Genomic DNA, 20,190 nt, shown 5'->3' with positions numbered 1-20,190 from the left:
CATCGCCGACAATCGCCGCTTTGCCACGGCGCCACAGCGGTGCCATCGCGTCACCGCGCCCGGTGACCATCAGGAGACGAAATGACTGAGGAGCGCGTCGAGCATCTGCTCGCCGAAGTACAGGATGAGTTCGGCGTGATTCGCGTGCTGGAAGTGGCCGATTACCGCTTTCTCGAGTTCGGCGATGCGATCGAGCAGAGCTGCGTGTTCACTGCCGACCCGAGCTGGCTGGAGTACGACTACACCCGCGCGATGCTGATCGGCGCGCTATGCCACGAGCAGCCGGAGAGCGCGCTGTTTCTCGGTTTGGGTGCGGGCACGCTGACCCAGGCTTGCCTGAAGTTTCTGCCGCTCGAAGACGTCGAGGCCATCGAACTGCGCCCGGACGTGCCGCGCCTGGCCATCGAATATCTCGGCCTGGATGACGATCCGCGTTTGTACATCCGCGTCGGTGATGCGCTTGAACTGTTGCCGACTGCCGAGCCGGCGGATCTGATTTTCGTCGACCTCTATACCGACGTCGGCCCCGGTGTCGGGCATCTGGCCTGGAGTTTTCTCGGCGATTGTCAGAAGCGCCTGAATCCGGGCGGCTGGCTGGTGATCAACCAGTGGGCCACCGACGACGGCAAACCGCTCGGCGCGGCATTGTTACGCGGGCTCTATCACCGGCATTACTGGGAGTTGCCGGTGAAGGAGGGCAACGTGATTCTGATCGTTCCGGCGGATCTCGATCAGGCGCTGGACATGCAGGCGCTGACCCAACGGGCCGAAGCGCTGGCGCCGCAGCTGGGTTATTCGTTGCAGTCGTTGATCAACGCGATTCGCCCGGCGACCTGAGCCGGCAGTACCGCCCCCTTCGCGAGCAGGCTCGCTCCCACATTTGAAATGCGTTCGACCTGTGGGAGCGAGCCTGCTCGCGACAAGGCCCTGACAGGCAGCAGAATCTTCAGATGCCTTTGAAGATCCCCGGACGCCGCTCCACCAACGATCGCACCCCCTCCCGGGCATCCTCAGTGGCGAGCAACTTCTTCACCAGCGCCGGTAACGCCTGCGCCGCCGCTGTCTCACCCTCATAACGCGCCTGTCTCGCTGACATCAAGGTCGCCTGCACGCCCAGCGGTGCCTGCCGGGCAATCCGTTCGGCCAGCTCGATCGCGCGGGGCAGCAAGTCTTCGCTGGCCATCACTTCTTGGACCAAGCCCAGATGCAACGCATCGTGGGCATCAAATTCATCGCCAGTGAGCAACCAGCGCATAGCATTGCCCCAGCCGGCAATCTGCTGGAAACGCAAAGTCGCGCCGCCAAACGGAAAGATCCCACGCTGTACTTCCATCTGCGCGAAGCGAGTGTTGCTCGCGCACAGGTTGATGTCCGCCGCCAGCATCAGCTCGATGCCGATAGTCAGGCAGTAACCCTGCGCGGCGACAATCACCGGCTTGCTTACCCGTGGTCCGACGAAAACGCCCCAGGGATCGCAGCCGCCGCTCGGAACCTGCCAGCCTTCGGCCAGGGCTGCGCTGGCATTGACCAGATCGAGCCCGGCGGTGAAGTGTTCGCCGTGGCCGAACACCACGGCGACCCGCGCTTCGCGGTCGGCTTCGAACTCGCCGTAGGCCAGGCTCAGGTCGTTGAGCAGGTCGATATCGAAAGCGTTGCGCTTGGCCGCCCGATCGAGGCCGATCAAGTGCACATGACCACGACGTTCTCGGCTGACGCGGCCGGCGCAGGGCTGATTCATGGCTAAATCCTCAAGCGGGAAGGGCGGGTGCGCGGCGCTTTGCCGCAGCTCGGTGAACCGTTTAAGCGTCATCGCCCGCAGGGCCGGGCCTTTGCAAAATAGACCGTTGCGCGATTATCCGCAAAACCCCGTTACACGGCGGTGACACACGGATAAGGGCCACAAAAAAAGCTCCCTTTTCGGGCGAAATCCGGTATAGTGCGCGCCGGCCTTTAACCGGGCCGCGTTTAGGTAGCGCATTTCCCGAAGTCAGCTTCGGCTGCACGTCCGCATTGCGGGCTCTTCCTTGACGATTCATCTTCATTCATTCGTTTTCGCAAATCCCCGCCGACAAAGCTGCCAGGGCGACTCTTGAGTCTCAACACGGCATGCGCAGCTTTGGAGCATGGGTCTTTGCGGATGCACTTAGAGGCAGACCCATGACCCAGGAAACCGGCGGATTCGCCGCTTTTAATCTCAACCCGAATATTCTTGCAGCCGTCGCAGCGACTGGCTACGAAGAGCCTTCGGCGATTCAGCAGCAATCGATCCCGATCATCATGGCCGGCCAGGACATGATTGGCCAGGCGCAAACCGGTACCGGTAAAACCGCCGCGTTCGCACTGCCTATCCTGCACCGCATCGATCCTGCCAAGCGCGAACCGCAAGCCCTGATCCTGGCGCCAACCCGAGAGTTGGCGCTGCAAGTAGCAACCGCTTTTGAAACCTACGCCAAGCAAATGCCAGGCGTCACCGTCGTGGCTGTCTACGGCGGCGCGCCGATGGGCCCGCAACTCAAGGCAATCCGTAATGGCGCACAGATTGTTGTCGCTACTCCGGGTCGTCTGTGCGACCACCTGCGTCGCGACGAAAAAGTCCTGTCGACTGTGAACCATCTGGTTCTCGACGAAGCTGACGAAATGTTGAAGCTGGGCTTCATGGATGACCTGGAAGTCATCTTCAAGGCTCTGCCATCGACCCGCCAGACCGTGCTGTTCTCGGCGACCCTGCCGCAGTCGATCCGCGCCATTGCCGAACGCCACCTGCGCGATCCGCAACACGTCAAGATCCAGACCAAGACCCAGACCGTTACCGCGATCGAACAGGCTCACCTGTTGGTTCACGCTGACCAGAAAACCTCGGCCGTGCTCAGCCTGCTGGAAGTCGAAGACTTCGACGCCCTGATCATGTTCGTGCGTACCAAGCAAGCGACCCTGGACCTGGCCAGCGCCCTCGACGCCAAAGGCTACAAAGCCGCCGCGTTGAACGGTGACATCGCCCAGAACCAGCGTGAGCGCGTGATCGACTCGCTGAAGGATGGTCGTCTGGACATCGTTGTCGCGACCGACGTTGCTGCCCGTGGTCTGGACGTTCCGCGCATCACTCACGTGTTCAACGTCGACATGCCGTACGACCCAGAGTCCTACGTGCACCGTATCGGCCGTACCGGCCGTGCCGGTCGCGAAGGTCGTGCACTGCTGCTGGTGACTCCACGTGAGCGCCGCATGCTGCAAGTGATCGAGCGCGTAACTGGTCAGAAAGTTGCCGAAGTACGCCTGCCAGACGCTCAAGCCGTTCTCGATGCACGCATCAAGAAACTGACCAACAGCCTTTCGCCGCTGGTTGCTGATGCCGAATCGACTCACGGTGAGCTGCTCGACCGCTTGACCGCCGACATCGGTTGCACCCCGCGTGCTCTGGCTGCTGCGCTGCTGCGCAAAGCTACCAATGGTCAAGCGCTGAACCTGGCCGCAATCGAGAAGGAACGTCCACTGGTGCCGAACAACGCACCGCGTGGCGACCGTCCTGAGCGTTCCGGTGATCGTCCTGATCGTGGTGACCGCGAGCGTCGTGCGCCAATGCCTTTGGGCGAAGGCCGTGCTCGTTGCCGTACCGCGCTGGGTGCGCGTGACGGTATCGCTGCGAAAAACCTGCTGGGCGCCATCCTCAACGAAGGCGGTCTGGCCCGTGAAGCGATCGGTCGCATCCAGGTGCGTGACAGCTTCAGCCTCGTCGAGCTGCCGGAAGAAGGTCTGGAAAAACTCCTGACCAAACTGAAGGACACTCGCGTGGCCGGTAAGCAGCTCAAGCTGCGTCGCTACCGCGAAGATTGATCCGCCCTCGGGCTGATTGATCGAACATAAAAAATCCCCGACTGGTTCGGGGATTTTTTTTGCCTGTTCTTTGGCTACTGCGGGAGCGAGCCTGCTCGCGAAGGCCTCAACCGAAGCGATAAATATCCATACCCAGCGCCCCCATCGTGAAACCCTGATGCGCCACGCTGAAAACCCCGCCAGCACCGCGAGCAAAATACAACGGCAACAAATGCTCATCACTCGGGTGACTGCGCACGGCATTCGGCGCCTGCTGGCGATAATCATGCAGCGCTGTTTCATCGTCGGCCGCCAGCTTGTCGATCATCCAGTCACGGAAATCCCGCGCCCACGGTTCAACGCTTTCCGGGCCGGCATGCCAATCTAGCTCCCGGAGGTTGTGGGTGATGCTGCCGGAGCCGATCAACAGAATGCCGTGTTCGCGCAGGCTCGCCAGTGCACGGCCAACTCGCGTCTGCAATGCCGGTCCGCCGCGACTCGGCAACGAGACTTGCACCACCGGAATATCGGCCTGCGGATACATCAAAGACAGTGGCACCCAAGCACCATGATCGAACGGTCGTTGCGGATCGAGCCGCGCCGGCAGGTCATTGGCGTTCAGCAGTTGAGCCACCTCGGCGGCCAGCTGCGGATTGCCCGGTGCCGGGTACTGCACTTCAAACAGCGCACGGGGGAAACCGCCGAAGTCGTGCCAGGTTTCCGGGTGTGAGTGGCTGCTGACCAGCAGTTCCTGGCTTTCCCAGTGCGCCGAGACGATGACGATGGCTTTGGGACGCGGCAGTTCGGCGGCCAGTCGCGCCAGTGCCGGGCCGCTGGCACCGGGCTCCAGCGCCAGCATCGGTGAACCGTGGGAGATAAACAGGCTGGGCAACATGGACGGGCTCCTGAGCGCTAAGATGAACCATCTTCAGTCAGATCATCGATCTGAATCCAATATAAGTTTCTGCGGTTTTTCATCGGTTTTTCGGGAGTGATACATGCAGCCTGAGTTTTGGTACAAGAAATGGGATTCGAACCAGATCGGCTTTCATCAGGCCGAGGCCAACCCGTATTTGCAGCGCTATTGGCCGGAGCTGGCGATTGCACCGTCAGCACGCGTGCTGGTGCCGCTGTGCGGGAAGAGTCTGGATCTGCTCTGGCTTGCCGGGCAGGGACACCAGGTGATTGGGGTTGAGCTAGCGGAAAAGGCTGTCGAGGAGTTTTTCAGCGAACATCAGTTGCAGCCGCAGATCAGCGAGCAGGGCGCATTCAAGGTTTATCGCAGTGTTGCGTTCGAATTGTGGTGCGGTGATTTTTTTGCGCTGACGGCCGAGGACGTCGCAGATTGTACTGCGCTGTATGAGCGCGCCGCGCTGATTGCCTTGCCGGACGCGATGCGCCAGCGCTACACGGCAAATCTGCAGCAGTTGCTGGCGTCAGGAATGAAAGGGCTGGTGATTACCCTGGATTACGATCAGTCGCAGATCCCGGGACCGCCGTTTGCGGTGAATGATGATGAGGTGCAGCGGTTGCTGGGCGAGGGTTGGCAGGTGGAGAAACTGGAAGAGCGAGATATTCTGGCTGAGAGCCCGAAGTTTCTGCAGGGCGGGGTTGAGTGGTTGGTGGAGCGGGTTTATCGGGTTTCTTCCAGATAGTTTTCTGTTAGCAGCTCCGGCGTCTTCGCGAGCAGGCTCGCTCCCACAGTGGGATGCATTCCAAAGGTGGGAGCGAGCCTGCTCGCGAATGGGACTTTGCTGACAACGCATGATCTGAAGATACAAAAAAAGGCCCGCATCGCTGCGGGCCTTCTTTCTTATTGCGATCAAATCAACCGCGACGACGCAGTGCGTCAATCCGCTCTTCCAGCGGCGGGTGGCTCATGAACATGCGGGCGAAACCTTGTTTGATGCCACCGTTGATGCCGAAGGCGTTCAGGGTGTCGGGCATGTGCACCGGCAGGCCCTGTTCGGCACGCAGACGTTGCAGAGCGCCAATCATCGCGCTGGTACCGGCCAGGCGGGCGCCGGCTTCGTCGGCACGGAATTCGCGCTTGCGCGAGAACCACATGACGATTGCGCTGGCGAGGATGCCCAGCACCAGTTCGGCGAAGATGGTCGCCACGTAGTAGGCGATGCCCTGACCTTCTTCGTTCTTGAAGATGACCTTGTCGACGAAGTTGCCGATGATCCGCGCGAAGAACATCACAAAGGTGTTCACCACGCCCTGGATCAGCGCCAACGTGACCATGTCGCCGTTGGCGACGTGACCGATTTCGTGGGCCAGTACGGCTTTCACTTCATCGGGCGAGAATCGCTCGAGCAGGCCCTGGCTGACCGCGACCAGCGCGTCGTTCTTGTTCCAGCCGGTAGCGAAAGCATTCGCTTCGTAGGCCGGGAAAATCCCGACTTCAGGCATCTTGATCCCGGCTTCGCGGGACAATTGCTCGACCGTTTGCAGCAGCCATTGCTCATGACGAGTGCGTGGCTGGCTGATGATTTGCGTACCGGTGCTCATCTTCGCCATCCACTTGGAGATGAACAGCGAGAACAGCGAGCCGGCGAAACCAAAGACCGCACAGAAGACCAGCAGCTGACTGAGGTCGAGGTCGACCCCGTTGGCCGCCATGAACCCGTTGAAGCCGAACAGGCTCAGGGTGATGCTGGCTATCAGCACGACCGCCAGGTTAGTGGCCAAAAACAGCAGGATGCGCATCATGGTTGTAGAACTCTCCTCAAGCTAAAGATGTAGCGTACTGCGGGGTATATAAGGTGCGGCACCGGCCTATTCAACCGAGTGACTATTTCAAACTGTGTCCTACAGCGGTTTCCTGAGCAAAAAGAAAATTCCCACCCTCGATTCCGACATGGATGACACAGCCTTTCGCCCCGCCGCCATTAGGTCAGACACGTCTGTACGGCTCGCATCGCAAGTGTAGAAGGGCTGCAAAGGCGCGGAACAAAGATGTGTTGCTGAATCAGACAGTGCGCAACAGCCATTCCGTTGCGCACTGCTGGCCATTACTGGCGGTAGGACTTGAGGAAGTTGCCGATGCGGCCGATGGCCATTTCCAGATCATCGACGCGGGGCAGGGTGACCACACGGAAGTGATCCGGCCACGGCCAGTTGAATGCCGTGCCCTGGACCACCAGCAGCTTCTCGGAAAGCAGCAGATCAAGCACGAACTTCTCGTCGTTGTGGATCGGGCAGACCTTCGGGTCGATTTTCGGGAACGCGTACAACGCGCCCATCGGCTTCACGCAGCTGACGCCGGGAATATCGTTGAGCAACTCCCAGGTGCGATTGCGCTGCTCCAGCAGGCGACCCTGCGGCAGCACCAGATCGTTGATGCTCTGGTAGCCGCCCAGCGCGGTCTGGATCGCGTGCTGGCTCGGCACGTTGGCGCACAGGCGCATGTTGGCCAGCATGTCGATGCCTTCGATGTAGCTCTGCGCGTTGTGTTTCGGCCCGGAGATGGCGATCCAGCCGGAGCGGAAACCGGCCACGCGGTAGGATTTCGACAGGCCGTTGAAGGTCAGGCAGAGCAGGTCCGGCGCCAGCGAGGCAGCGCAGATATGTACCGCGTCGTCATAGAGAATCTTGTCGTAGATCTCGTCGGAGAACACCACCAGATTGTGCGCACGTGCGATTTCCAGCATGCCCAGCAACACTTCCTTCGAATACACCGCACCCGTCGGGTTGTTCGGGTTGATGATGACCATGGCCTTGGTGTTCGGGGTGATCTTGGCCTTGATGTCGGCCAGATCCGGGAACCAGTCGGCACCTTCGTCGCACAGATAATGCACGGCGTTACCGCCAGCGAGGCTGACGGCAGCGGTCCACAGCGGATAGTCCGGGGCTGGCACCAGCACTTCGTCGCCGTTGTTGAGCAGCGCCTGCAGCGACATCACGATCAGCTCGGACACACCGTTGCCCAAGTAGATGTCTTCGATGCCGACACCTTCAACCTGCTTCTGCTGGTAGTACTGCATCACCGCCTTGCGTGCGCTGAACAGGCCTTTGGAGTCGCTGTAACCTTGCGCGGTCGGCAGGTTGCGGATCACGTCCTGGAGGATTTCGTCCGGCGCTTCGAAACCAAACGGCGCCGGGTTGCCGATGTTCAGCTTGAGGATGCGCTGGCCTTCCTCTTCCAGTCGTTTGGCGTGCTTGAGCACCGGGCCGCGAATGTCATAGCAGACGTTGGCGAGCTTGTTCGATTTGCTGAACTGCATGGCGATGTGATCCCGAAAATGAACGATCCAGGCGGCAAATGGACAACCGTACTGGGATTGCTGCGTCTTCGCACAGGCGGAGGTCTGGCGCTTTAGCGCTCAGAATCCGTTTGAATGCGCCCGGTCTGGCTGCCAGACTGGCGCGTGACGAGGCGCAATCATACGTGCCGCCCGATCCGTGGAAAAGGTACAGATCGGGCTTTTTCAGCCGCTGAGGTGTGATGATGGAAAAGTTGCAGAAAACCCTGGAAGAATGGCGTGCCATGCTCGACCCCGAGCAGTACAACGTCTGCCGTCTGAGTGCCACCGAGCGTCCGTTCTCGGGCAAATACAACAACACCAAAACCGACGGTGTCTACCACTGTGTCTGCTGCAACGAGCCGCTGTTCGACTCCAAGACCAAATTCGACTCCGGCTGCGGCTGGCCGAGCTTTTACGCGCCGATCGGCGATAGCGCGATGGCTGAGATCCGCGACACCAGCCACGGCATGATCCGCACCGAAGTGAAATGCGCGCGCTGTGATGCGCACTTGGGCCACGTGTTCCCGGATGGCCCACCACCGACCGGCCTGCGTTATTGCATCAACTCGGTGTGCCTGAATCTCGAGCCCCGGGAATAACCGAAACAGGCGACATCGCGTCGCCTTTTTATCGGTCAATTAGATTGCGCACAATTCAATTGCTCGTTATGTTTGCGCCTTCCTGACCATTGCGGAGCCGACCCATGAGCGACAACCTGCTGAATATCCCGTGCACCACCATCAAGGGCGAGCAAAAGACCTTGGCCGATTTCGCCGGTAAAGCGGTGCTGGTGGTCAATACCGCGAGCAAGTGTGGCTTCACTCCGCAATACAAGGGTCTCGAAGAACTCTGGCAGACCTACAAGGACCAGGGGCTGGTGGTGTTGGGTTTCCCGTGCAACCAGTTCGGCAAGCAGGAGCCGGGCAATGAGGGCGCCATCAGCGAATTCTGCGAACTGAATTTCGGCGTCAGCTTCCCGCTGTTCAAGAAAATCGACGTCAACGGCGCCGATGCCCATCCGCTGTTCGTGCAGTTGAAGAAGCGCGCCCCTGGCGTGCTCGGCTCGCAGGGCATCAAGTGGAATTTCACCAAGTTCCTGATCGGCAAGGATGGCCAGTTGGTCAAGCGTTTCGCCCCGACGACCAAGCCGCAAGACCTGAGCGGCGAGATCGAAGCTCTGCTGAAATGAGCCTGGCGGTTGATTCGCTGAAGCTCGACAGCCAGTTGTGCTTCAAGCTGTACGCGGCCTCGCGGGCGGTGATTCGCGCCTACAAGCCGATGCTCGATCAGTTGGGCCTGACCTACCCGCAGTACCTGGCGATGCTGGTGCTGTGGGAATGGCAGGATGCTGCGCCGGAGCAACCGACGGTCAAGGCCTTGGGCGAACGCTTGGCCCTGGACTCGGGGACGTTGACGCCTTTGCTCAAACGTCTGGAGCAGAGCGATCTGGTCCAGCGTCGGCGCTCGGCGCGGGATGAACGCGAGATGCATCTGAGCCTGACGCCTGCCGGAGCCGCATTGCGCGAGCAGGTCGGTCCGCTGAAAGCGCGCCTGCTCTGCGACAGTGGCGTTGATCTGGACCGGCTTAATGATTTGCGCGCCGGCCTCGATCACTTGCTCGGGCAAATCAAAGCGCTGGCGTAGTCGGCATCCACTGATCGAGCAGCGCGGCGAGTTCTTCGCGGCGAAACGGTTTGGCCAGATAGTCACTCATGCCCGCCGCGCGGCAGCGTTCGCGTTCCTCGGACATGGCATTGGCGGTCAGCGCGACAATCGGCAGATTCGGCCAGCGCCCGCTCTGGCGAATCTGCCGACTGGCTTCATAGCCATCCATCACCGGCATATTGCAGTCCATCAGCACCAGATCGAAATCGGCAAACTCCAGCTGATCCAGCGCCTCGGCGCCATGACCTGCCACCACTACATCGCAGCCAAGCTTGCCGAGCATGCCTTTGGCGACCAGTTGATTGACCGGGTTGTCCTCGACCAGCAGCACCTTGCCCCGGCGCGCGGACGGCAAGGCGTCTGCTTGTGCTTCGTTGAGGGTGGCGGCGTCCGGTTGCAGAATCCGTCGCAGATGCTGGTACAGCGCGTTGCGCGCCAGCGGCCGGGCTTGCTGCTGCAAGGGGGCGAGGGCGGCGGCTTCTTCGCTGGGCAGAAAACTGCCATAAGCAGTCACCAGCAGGATCGGCGCGGTGATGCTCGGGCGCAGACCGAACAGGCATTCCGGACAATCGGTGATCAGCACATCCGGATTCAGGCCCAGCAGCGAATCATCAATAGTGCGCTGCGTGTATTCCAGGCCCCACACCGGCAACAGGCTTTTCAGCAATTCCGCCAGACCACTGCTGGCAGCGGTGATGGCGAGAACCTTGCCGCGTAACGGTATCGGCGGCAGCGCGCGGGTGTGAGAGGGCAGTGGCAGTTCGGCGCAGAACTGGCTGCCGAAGCCGCTTTCGGAACTGATGGTCAGCCGACCCTGCATCGCTTCGCACAGGTTGTAAGTCAGCGCGAGCCCCAGCCCGGTGCCGCCGTACTGACGGGTGATACCGGCGCCGGCCTGGGTGAACGGCTGGAAGATTTTCACCTGCGCTTCCTGGGCGATGCCGATGCCGGTGTCGCAGACTTCGATGCGCACGCCACCCTTGTGTGCCGACAGGCGCACATCGACCCGACCGAAACGGGTGAATTTCAGCGCGTTGGACAGCAGGTTGCTGACGATCTGCCGCACCCGGGTCGGGTCGCCCAGCACCAGCGCCGGGAAGTGCGGTTCGATCAGACAGGTCAGCTCGACGCTTGGCGCGGCGTTCTGCGAGAGCAGGTTGGCGGTGTCTTCGATCAGCGAGCCGAGGTCGAACGGGATGTTTTCCAGCTCCAGTTGCCCGGCGTCGAATTTCGACAGGTCGAGAATATCGTTGAGCAGTTCCACCAGCACCTTGCCCGAGTCGTGGGCGATTGACAGTTGTTGCTGCTGCTCGGCGTTGAGCGGGCCATCCAGCGACAGCGCGATCATCCCCAGCAAACCGTTGAGTGGCGTGCGGATTTCATGGCTCATATTGGCCAGAAACGCCGAACGCGCTTCGGCCATGTCCAGCGCAGTGCGGCGGGCCACTTCGAGCTCTTCGTTGGATTGACTGAGGCGGGCGTTGATTGCCTTGAGTTCGGCGGTGCGCGCCGAGACGATGTCTTCCAGTTGCGCGAGGTATTCGGTCAGGCGGTTTTCCGCGGTGCGCCGTTGCTGGATTTCGGTGGCGATGTTCTCGAACTGCTGATTGGCGACTTTGACCAGCACGCCGATCTCATCGTTGCCGTGGCCGGCGGGGCACTCGAGCGTGGTTGGCTCCGCGCTGCGCGGGTCGCGGCCACTGAGTTCACGGATGACCCGCACCAGTGGTTTGGTCAGCATGACGTAGAACAGCGCCAGGAGGATCCCGGTCAGCAGCAGGCTGCGGGCGAAACCGTTGAGCAGGGTGACTTCCGCGCGGCGCAAGAAGCGGCTGCCAAAGGCGTAAGTGTCGACTTCCAGTTTGAGGACGCCGAGGGATTCGTTGGGCAAATGGTCGAGGTACAGGCGATCTTCGAAATGACGCTTGGCGCCGAACAGGAAGTCGCTGATCAGCCGATAGCTGCTCTGCAGTTCCGGGCGTTTGACGTTGGCCAGCACGGTCTCGTTGTTGTCGATCAGTTGCGCGGCGATGATCGCCGGCGAGCGCAGCAGGCCGAGGGTGAGCTCCTGCGCCAGTTCGGCGTCGATGTTATAGGCGATGCGCGAGGCCGGATTGTGGCTGATTTCCAGCAGCGCGAGGATTTCACGGTTGATGGAAGCGTCTTCGCTGGCATAATCGATGCCGATCTGCAGCAGACTGAGCAGGGTGCCCAGAATGAACCCGACCAGCACGGTAAGTCTGGCTTGCTTGTAAGACAGCCGGTGGGTGAATTTGATATCCATGGGTTGTTGAACCACTTCCGTTTCCCTTCGCTGCTCAAGCATAGTCGATCATGCAGGGATACCGAGGTTCCCGAATCGCCTTGTAACAAGGCTTGCTGAGGCGATTTTATCTGTGTGTCGTCGCTGGATCGTCATCATCACTGTGAAAGTGCCCGAGGAGAAGACGTGGATTCCCGATTGAATGCTTTTCTTGAACGCGCCGAGTCGGTCCTGGCGCGAATCGAACCACTGTTGCCGGCACCGCGCCCCGTCATTGACTGGAACACATGCCTGGCAGCGCGCTGGCAGCGTGACGGGCGCAGCGGCTACCTGTTGCCGCTGGAAGTCAGCCTCGACATGCGTCTGTCCGACCTGATCGGCGTAGACCGTCAGCTGGAGCAGTTGGGGCGCAACACACAACAATTTCTTGATGGCATGCCGGCCAACCACGCCTTGCTCTGGGGTTCGCGCGGTACCGGCAAGTCTTCGCTGGTGCGTGCGTTGCTGGCCGAGCACGCCGATGCCGGCCTGCGTCTGATCGAGATCGAACGCGATCACCTGGCTGACCTGCCACGCGTGGTCGAGCAAGTCGCCAAATTGCCGCAACGTTTCGTGCTGTTCTGCGATGACCTGTCGTTCGAATCCGGCGAAGGCGACTACCGCGTGCTGAAAAGCGTGCTTGACGGTTCGCTCGAGCAGGCACCCGACAACGTCTTGCTGTACGCCACTTCCAACCGCCGCCACCTGGTGCCGGAAAAGGAAAGCGACAACGAAAACTGGAAGCGCGTCGACGGCGAACTGCACCCGAGCGAAGCGGTGGAAGACAAAATCGCCCTGTCGGATCGTTTCGGCCTGTGGCTGTCGTTCTACCCGTTTACCCAGGAACATTTTCTCAACGTCGTCGAGCACTGGATCGGCCAGTTGGCCGCCAAGGCCGGCCTGAGCTGGCAGCGCGACGAAGCACTGGACATCCTCGCCGTGCGCTGGGCCACCGGCCGCGGTAATCGCAACGGACGTTGCGCGTATCAATTCGCCCGCTACTGGGTGGGACTGAAATTGCTGGAGCACAAGGCATGATTGATTTGCAACAAAGCGGCCAGGGCCTCGAAGGCTACGGTATGTTGGCCGCGCAACTGGAATCGCTACTGGCGGACGAACGCGACTTCATCGCCAATGCCGCGCAGTTTTCCGCATTCCTGTTCAACCAGCTCGATGATCTGAACTGGGCCGGTTTCTACCTCAATCGTAACGAAGAGCTGGTGCTCGGCCCGTTTCAGGGCCAGATCGCTTGCGTGCGCATTCCGTTCGGGCGCGGTGTTTGCGGCGCCGCTGCTGCCAGCCTGCAAACCCAGCGCGTTGAGGATGTACATGCCTTCCCGGGCCACATTGCCTGCGACAGCGCTTCCAACAGCGAACTGGTGGTGCCCTTGGTCAAGGACGGACGCCTGATCGGCGTGCTCGACCTCGACAGCCCGACGCTGGCGCGTTTCGGCGCCGAAGATCAGGCCGGCATCGAACAACTGGCGGCGATTTTCCTGCGCCTGACCGACTGCTGATCAACCACCGAGGCCAGCCTTGTGCAACAGGCTGGCCGTATCCACGCTGTCGATTTGCGCGGGATCGAGAAACCGCGTTGCGTACTGCATGTACACCCCTTCGTTGATGAACAGGCCGAACAGCGGCGCATCGATGTGCGCTTCACGGCACATGGTCGCCATGATCCCCAGCGCCTCGCTCAGCGACTTGGCTTTCTTGTAAGGGCGATCGGCGGCAGTCAGCGCTTCGAAAATATCGGCAATCGCCATCATCCTCGCCGGCAGGCTCATTTCCTCGCGCTTCAGCCGTTTCGGATACCCGGTGCCGTCCATTTTTTCATGATGGCCGCCGGCGATCTCGGCAATGCTGTCCAGGTGACCGGGGAAGGGCAGGTGGCTGAGCATCATGATCGTCTGCACCATGTGATGGTTGATGATGTAGCGCTCTTCACGGGTCAGCGTGCCGCGGGCGATCTTCAGGTTGTACAACTCGCCGCGGTTGTACTTGTACGCGGGCACATCGAGTTTGAAGCCCCAGGGGTTGTCCTCGGGGATCAGCTCGCTCTTGTCGCGTTCGATCAGATGCTCGGGTTTGTCGGCCAACAGACTTTCACTGACGGGCAGCAGCGGCGCAGGGGTTTTCGCCTGGCGGCGGTTTTCTTCCCATGACACACCGAGGCGATCATCAAGTGTGCGCAGCCATCTGCGTTGCGCCACTCGTTCGAGGCGTTGCAGGTCGGCCTCGGCCATGGCCTCGCCACCGAGATTGCAGCGGGCGACAAAGGCGAAGTCGTCGTCGAGCATCAGCAACTCACTATCACGGGCGCGGGCCAGCGCCGCTTCGTCTGCACCGCCTGCCAGCGTCTGCCAGTAGTTGATCCACACGTCACGCTTGAGCACTTCGAAGCGGGTGCGGATTTCGTGGATGCGGTCGTTGATGGTCTCGAGTTTGGTGGCTTTGTCGACCACGTATTCCGGCGTCGTGACCTTGCCGCAATCGTGCAGCCACGCTGCGATGTGCAACGCCTCCCATTCATCCTCGCTCGGTTGGTAAGCGCTGAACGCCGGGTCCTGGCTTGCCGCAGCAGCCTGGGCGAGCATCAGCGTCAATTCCGGCACTCGCTGGCAATGGCCGCCGGTGTAGGGGCTCTTGGCATCGATCGCGCTGGCGAGCAGTTGGATGAAGGCGTCGAGCAGTTGTTTCTGCCGCGCTTGCAGACGCTGACTTTCGATGCTCACCGCCGCCGCGCCGGACACCGCCTGCAAGAAGGCGATACGGTCGGGGCGCAGCTTTTCCAGATCGCCCGGCGCGCCGCTGTCATTGACCAGCAGAACCAGCAGGCCGATGGTTTCATTGTGCTGGTTGTGCAAGCGGATGCCGATCAGGTGAATGCGCGGTGATTCCATGGCCAAGAGGATTTTCTGCAAGTCGCCGGCCTGATCAAAGCCCAGATGGCTGACGGTATTGTTGGCGCTGGCCAGTTGCTCGAACCACGCCGGGCCAGTGTTTTTATGCAGCTCGCGTCCCTGAATGTCAAACGCCTCCAGCTTCTGCGGCACGCCATCAATCACCAGTCCATAAGGTTCCATGCGCGCGCCGTCGGCTTCGCGCAGGTAGATCAGACCGGCCTGCGCCTGAGCGATCTGCACGGTTTCGAACAGCACGCGTTCGAGCAGCGGGGCGAAGCGGGTTTCGGCGCACAGGCTGTCAGTGATGCGGAAGAAACTGCCCAGGGTTTCTTTCATCCGCGCCATCGACAGGCTTAATTGATCGACTTCCAGTACGGGCGAGCGGCGCGCCAGCGGAGAACTGAAGTCGAAGCTGCGGATCGCGTCGGCTTCCTTGACCAGGGCATGCAGCGGCTTGACCAGAATCCGCGAAATCACCCAGCCCAATGGCAGGCACAGCAACAGGATGGCCAGGGTGATCAGCGCGCCTTGCCAGCGCATCCGGAACGCATCCACCAGTAATTCGTCTTCCGGCACCAGCAGCGCCAGTTGCAGACCTTTCGGCCCGCCTTCCTCAATGCTGGTGCGCGCGACGATCCATTGCCGGTCGTTTACTTGCAGACGCTTGCCGATAGTGTCGGAGCTGAGCAGCGCGTTCAGCTCAGGGCTGAGATCGGCCGCTCTGGCCAGACGCGCAGTGCGGTCATCGACGATCAGGCGATGGCTGTCAGGGTAAGCCACGGCGTTGCCGTCGGTGTCGTACAGCGCGATCTCTGTCGAAGGCGTTACCCGGTGCTTGCCCAGGGCGGTCGACAGCGAAGCGAGGGTCAGATCGGCGCCGATCACCGCGTTCTCGCCGCTGCGCCGGGCCAGCGTGGTGCCGACATTGTGGGTCGAGAAAAATACATAGGGCTCGGTGGTGATTTGCCCGGCCTGTTGCAGGGCGCCGCTGAACCAGGTCCGGCTGCGCGGATCGTACGGCTCTTGGGGATGCTCGCGGCGGTTGATCGGTGTCAGGGCCTGATCAAAGAACAATGATTGCGAGCGTACGGCGCCTTGTGGAGCATGCTCGATGCTCCAGACCTGATAGGCCGCCGCTTCCGGCGCCTGAAGCTGTGCCTTCAGAGCCGGAGTGCGCAGCGCGCGCACCATGAAGAAATCACCATTGGTATAACCCAGATACAGCGACGCCAGCGCCGGGTTATCGGTGAGCGACTGGCTGAAGGGTTTGAGCAACGGCAGGCGTTGTTGCAGATCACTCGCCTGGGCCGCCGGGGTATCCGCCAGCAGGCTCAGCAGGTTGCGGATCGGTTGATAGGTTGCCTGCAAATCGAGGCGTACATCCTGCTCGATGCGGTCAAACAGCTTTTCGCTGCTCGACAGGATGATCTGCGTGGTCTGGTGGTAATTGAACAGGCCCAGCACCACGCCCGTGAGCAATAAAAGAAAGGTGAACATGACGCTGATGTGCACGTGCAGCGGCAACCGGCGTTGCTCGGGGCGCAGTGGGCTGTGCATTGCAGGCTCTCCATGAATGTTTAACTCACTGCTCAGCGTCCAAGCATAGTTAAGACTCGCTTACTGTGCCTTGATCGGCCAGGGTCAATTGCTGTTGCAGGGCCTGCGCCAGTTCGAGCATCGCCTGGCTGGTTGCCGCCCAGCGACGGGCAATCTCCTGTGACGCGAGCGCTCGCTGGCAGGCGTCCTCGAGCTCATCGCAGCATTCGATCAACCGCGAGGCCTGCGCGATGCGGGCTGCGCCCTTGATCTTGTGCGCAACCACTGCCAGCGCTTCGCGATCATCCTCGGGCGACAGCCTGAGCAGTTCCTCGCGGTCGAGGCGGCTGCTCTTGAGCAGCTCCACCAGCATGCGTCGGGTCTGCGCTGGGTTGTTGCCGGTCAGCAAGCTCAGACTTTGCAGGTCGAACACTGAGGCCGGTGATGCCGGCGTGATGCCGTCGATCCATTGTCCGAGCAGGGTCAGACTCAACGGTTTGAACAGGCAGTCGTTCATGCCGGCGAGCTTGCAGCGCTGGACTTCTTCGGGCTGGGCATTGGCGGTGAAACCCAGCACGGTGCACGGCGGGCGATGGTTTTGCAGTTCAAGCTGGCGAATCCCACGGGTCATCTCGTAGCCGTTCATCAAGGGCATGTTGCAGTCGACGATCACCAGATCGAAATGATCGGCCTTCCACCGCTCAAGGCCGCTGCAGCCATCTTCGGCAATGCTGAAGCGATGACCGAGAAACTCCAGTTGCTGACACATGAGCAAACGGTTGGCCGGATGGTCGTCGACAACCAGGACATGTAACGGCGTTGTCGCAGGCTTGATCAACGGTTCGCTTTTCGGCGGATTCGCCTTTGCCGGCAGGCTGTCCAGCGGCAGCGATATGCACACCTGAGTGCCGATGCCGGGCTGGCTGCTCAACTGCAGTTGTCCGCCCATCATTTCGCACAGGTTGCGACTGATGACCAGCCCCAGGCCAGCGCCGTTTTTTGCCTGCCTACTGCCGTTATCCGCCTGCGAGAAAGGTTCGAACAAGCGCTGTTGATCTTCGGCGCTGATGCCTGAGCCGCTGTCCTGCACGGTCAGTTGCATCAATGTTCGACCAGCAGCGTCTGCCGGGATCAGGTCGAGGGTGATCCGCACGTGGCCGCTTTCGGTGAACTTGATAGCGTTGCTGACCAGGTTGGACAGCACCTGCTTGAAGCGCAGCGGATCCAGATGCACATCCACAGCCGGGTGCGGCGGGTTGAAGACGACTTGCAAGGCAAGGTTTTTCTGCCGCGCGAGGCCGTCGAAGATACGCGCAACGGAGGTCACCGTGTCGACCAGATTGATCCATTCCGGGGACAGGCTCAGACGGCCGGACTCAATGCGGGCGATGTCGAGAATATCGCCGATCAGCCCGAGCAGATCCTTGGCCGAATGGTAGGCCGTGTCGATCGAAGCGCGATCGGGGTGCTGCGGATCGATGCGTCGCAGGGTCAGTTCGAGCATGCCAATCACGGCGTTCATCGGTGTACGGATCTCGTGGCTCATGGTTGCCAGGAAGGTACTTTTGGCCCGGTTCGCCTCGTCTGCCTGTTCTTTGGCCGCACGCAGTTTTTCAAACAATTGGCGGCGTTCACTGATATCGATCCAGCCGCCAATGATGCCCTGGACGGCACCGCTGGAGTCGCGGTAGGGAAGTATCCAGTGGTAAATCGTCAGGCGGCGGCTGCCGATGTGCAGAGGCCGGTCGAGTATCAAGGGAATGCCTTCGGCAATGACTCTCTGGTAATCGGCCTGGAACGCCTCGGCCTCGAACGCATTGCTCAGAGTGCCTTGCACGACGCCTTTGCCGATGATGTCCTCGCGTCTGGCGTTGAACGCTTCGAGATAACTGTCGTTGCAACTTTGCAGCAGCCCCTGGCGATCTCGCACGTAAATCGGGTGTGGTGTGCCGTTGACCAGCGAGCGCATGAACTCCAGTTGATCGTTCAGCGCGCGTTCGGCAGCCTGACGTTGCTTGATCTGGTGGCGCATGTAGGCGTTCCAGGTCAACAACAGCAGCAGGATCAGGCCGGCGGCCGCGACTACTTGATAGAACAGCCGCTGGTAGTTTTGCCAGATGTTCTGTGATGCCGTGGAGTAACCGCGCCAGCGGCCGTTGATCACGCCGAGCTCCTCGGGAGCGATGCTCAGCAGCGCCTTGTTGATGATCGAGGCCAGTTCGGTGTTGTCACGGGCGGTCGCCAGCGAGAAGGCTGCCTGACTGGTGCCGATCGTGGTGGTGATTTGCAGTGGCCGATCGAATATGCGCGATGAGATGAAATAGTTGGCGATCACCAGCGAGTTCACCGCGCCGTCGACGTGATTGTCGGCCAGCATCGACACGGCGCTGAAGGTGTCGGGGGTTTCGATCAGTTCGATGCCCGGAAAATTCTCATGCAAGTAGGCGACCAGCGGATTGCCTTGGGCGATCGCCAGACGCTTGCCTTTGAGCTGGGCCAGGTTGGTCGGGCTGTCGGCGCTTTTGCGGGTCAGCAGCACGTAGGAATTTTCCAGATAGGGACGACTGAAACTCAGGTTTTTTTCACGTTCGGCGCTGGGCAGCAGGGCGGCAATCAGATCGGCCTTGTGATTGTCGATCTGCCTGATCATTTCCGCATCGTTGCGGCTGCGCTGAATCTCGAAACGCAGGCCCGTACGCAAGCGAATCAGTTCTAGAAGATCGGCGCTGATGCCGCGAAAATTGCCGGCGCTGTCGAAGAAGGTCAACGGTGCGTACGCTTCATTGACCACTACGCTGACGACGGGATGCTGCTTGAGCCAGTTCTCCTCACGATCCGTCAGCTGGAGTTTGCTGTCGGTGAGCAGCAGGTCGCTGCCGGCGCTCCAGCGTTTGGCGATGTCATCGCGCTGGCTGCGCGGGATCGCTGCGAGCACTGTGTCGATGATGCCCAGCAACTGCGGATTGCTGCGCCGCACGGCGAAGCTGAAGCCATGGGCTTCCTGCTTGCCGAAGTTGGCCATGCGGACGTTGTTGAGATATCCCTTGTTGATCATGTAATGGGTGGAGAGGGTGTCGCCGAGAAACACATCGGCCTGATCGAAGGCCACCGCGTTGATTGCGTTCTGATAGGACGGATAGCAGGTGATCAGCGCTTTGGGATACAGCGCCTTGATCTCGGGCAGCGGCAAATAGTGATACACCATGCTCAGACGCAGCCCGGCCAGGCCTTCGGTTAGCGAGCGGGTTTCATCTTCGCGGGTCACCAGTACCGGCTGATCGACCGCGTAAGGTGTGGAGAGGGCGAGATTGGCATTGCCTGCTTCGTAGCCGTTGGCTGTGCCAAGCAGGTCGATCTGGCCATCGATCAAGGCGCGAATGGCAGCCTCGCGCGAGGGAAAGCGTTGCACGCGAATCGGCAAACCGGTGGCCTGACCGAGAATCCCTGCGTAATCGGCGGTCAGTCCCTCGTAGTCCTGGCCACTGACGGTCATGTCGAATGGCGGGTAATCAGGTGCGGAGGTACCCAGTTTCAGTTCGCTGCGAGTCTGCAGCCATTGCCGTTGTGACGGTTGCAGGACAATCCCGACAGCCTCGGTTGCCGAGCGGCTGAGCAACGCATAGTCGGGTGAGGGGCTTGGCGAGGCGAAGGCATTGGCGCTCAGATACAGAACGGCGCTCAAGGTGATCAGGTAGTCCTTCAGACGGCTGGGCATGTGGGG

Annotated in this window: 15 protein-coding genes; 8 read left to right on the top strand and 7 right to left on the bottom strand. The window is 60.8% G+C overall.

Features of this window, described 5'->3' with window-relative positions:
* The first annotated feature begins 81 nt into the window (after positions 1-81).
* Positions 82-837 carry a spermidine synthase gene (locus KVG87_RS16790; RefSeq protein ID WP_024013768.1) on the top strand — a complete coding sequence of 252 codons (756 nt, stop codon included), beginning with the start codon at positions 82-84 and terminating at the stop codon, positions 835-837.
* A gap of 109 nt (positions 838-946) precedes the next feature.
* Here the strand turns inward: KVG87_RS16790 and KVG87_RS16785 are convergent, their stop codons facing one another.
* A complete protein-coding gene (locus KVG87_RS16785; protein WP_073472434.1) occupies positions 947-1,738 on the bottom strand; it encodes a crotonase/enoyl-CoA hydratase family protein in 792 nt (263 codons plus the stop codon).
* Between the two features lie 419 nt (positions 1,739-2,157).
* Between KVG87_RS16785 and KVG87_RS16780 the strand changes: the two genes are divergently transcribed.
* Entirely contained in the window at positions 2,158-3,831 is a 1,674-nt protein-coding gene (locus KVG87_RS16780) for a DEAD/DEAH box helicase (RefSeq protein WP_016770859.1), read from the top strand.
* A gap of 106 nt (positions 3,832-3,937) precedes the next feature.
* On the opposite strand, the gene KVG87_RS16775 is transcribed toward KVG87_RS16780, so the two are convergent.
* A complete protein-coding gene (locus KVG87_RS16775; protein ID WP_217851673.1) occupies positions 3,938-4,705 on the bottom strand; it encodes a DODA-type extradiol aromatic ring-opening family dioxygenase in 768 nt (255 codons plus the stop codon).
* 103 nt (positions 4,706-4,808) lie between these two features.
* Between KVG87_RS16775 and KVG87_RS16770 the strand changes: the two genes are divergently transcribed.
* On the top strand, positions 4,809-5,465 hold the full coding sequence (locus tag KVG87_RS16770) for a thiopurine S-methyltransferase (protein WP_217851671.1): 657 nt from the start codon (positions 4,809-4,811) through the stop codon (positions 5,463-5,465).
* Positions 5,466-5,637: 172 nt separating this feature from the next.
* Here KVG87_RS16770 and htpX read toward each other — a convergent pair whose 3' ends face one another.
* Together htpX and KVG87_RS16760 are read right to left on the bottom strand one after the other, a co-directional pair.
* Positions 5,638-6,525 (bottom strand): protease HtpX, encoded by an 888-nt coding sequence (htpX, locus tag KVG87_RS16765; protein ID WP_007908619.1) that lies wholly within the window; start codon positions 6,523-6,525, stop codon positions 5,638-5,640.
* A 302-nt stretch (positions 6,526-6,827) separates the two neighbouring features.
* A complete protein-coding gene (locus KVG87_RS16760; RefSeq protein WP_217851669.1) occupies positions 6,828-8,039 on the bottom strand; it encodes a pyridoxal phosphate-dependent aminotransferase in 1,212 nt (403 codons plus the stop codon).
* 224 nt (positions 8,040-8,263) lie between these two features.
* Between KVG87_RS16760 and msrB the strand changes: the two genes are divergently transcribed.
* From msrB to KVG87_RS16745, 3 genes are all read left to right on the top strand, one after another.
* Entirely contained in the window at positions 8,264-8,659 is a 396-nt protein-coding gene (msrB, locus tag KVG87_RS16755; RefSeq protein ID WP_217851667.1) for a peptide-methionine (R)-S-oxide reductase MsrB, read from the top strand.
* Between the two features lie 104 nt (positions 8,660-8,763).
* Positions 8,764-9,249, top strand: a complete 486-nt coding sequence (locus KVG87_RS16750; protein ID WP_133339387.1) for a glutathione peroxidase — start codon at positions 8,764-8,766, stop codon at positions 9,247-9,249.
* Positions 9,246-9,704 carry a MarR family winged helix-turn-helix transcriptional regulator gene (locus KVG87_RS16745; protein WP_217851665.1) on the top strand — a complete coding sequence of 153 codons (459 nt, stop codon included), beginning with the start codon at positions 9,246-9,248 and terminating at the stop codon, positions 9,702-9,704. Before KVG87_RS16750 ends, KVG87_RS16745 begins: the two co-directional genes overlap by 4 nt.
* On the opposite strand, the gene KVG87_RS16740 is transcribed toward KVG87_RS16745, so the two are convergent.
* On the bottom strand, positions 9,688-12,009 hold the full coding sequence (locus tag KVG87_RS16740; RefSeq protein WP_217851663.1) for a hybrid sensor histidine kinase/response regulator: 2,322 nt from the start codon (positions 12,007-12,009) through the stop codon (positions 9,688-9,690). The two genes, KVG87_RS16745 and KVG87_RS16740, sit on opposite strands and share 17 nt — an antisense overlap.
* Positions 12,010-12,174: 165 nt before the next feature.
* On the opposite strand from KVG87_RS16740, the gene KVG87_RS16735 reads away from it, so the two are divergent.
* The gene (locus KVG87_RS16735) at positions 12,175-13,065 is read left to right on the top strand and encodes an ATP-binding protein (RefSeq protein ID WP_122507515.1); all 891 of its coding nucleotides are present in this window, start codon (positions 12,175-12,177) and stop codon (positions 13,063-13,065) included.
* Positions 13,062-13,544 carry a GAF domain-containing protein gene (locus KVG87_RS16730; protein ID WP_217851661.1) on the top strand — a complete coding sequence of 161 codons (483 nt, stop codon included), beginning with the start codon at positions 13,062-13,064 and terminating at the stop codon, positions 13,542-13,544. The genes KVG87_RS16735 and KVG87_RS16730 overlap by 4 nt, the downstream gene beginning before the upstream one ends.
* Here KVG87_RS16730 and KVG87_RS16725 read toward each other — a convergent pair whose 3' ends face one another.
* The gene (locus tag KVG87_RS16725; protein WP_217851659.1) at positions 13,545-16,490 is read right to left on the bottom strand and encodes an HD domain-containing phosphohydrolase; all 2,946 of its coding nucleotides are present in this window, start codon (positions 16,488-16,490) and stop codon (positions 13,545-13,547) included.
* A gap of 49 nt (positions 16,491-16,539) precedes the next feature.
* Positions 16,540-20,184, bottom strand: coding sequence for a transporter substrate-binding domain-containing protein (locus KVG87_RS16720; RefSeq protein WP_217851657.1), 3,645 nt, complete (start codon positions 20,182-20,184; stop codon positions 16,540-16,542).
* Between the last annotated feature and the right edge of the window lie 6 nt (positions 20,185-20,190).

It is taken from the genome of Pseudomonas siliginis, from assembly GCF_019145195.1.
Taxonomy (GTDB): domain Bacteria; phylum Pseudomonadota; class Gammaproteobacteria; order Pseudomonadales; family Pseudomonadaceae; genus Aquipseudomonas; species Aquipseudomonas siliginis.
This window is presented reverse-complemented; position numbering and strand designations above follow the sequence as displayed.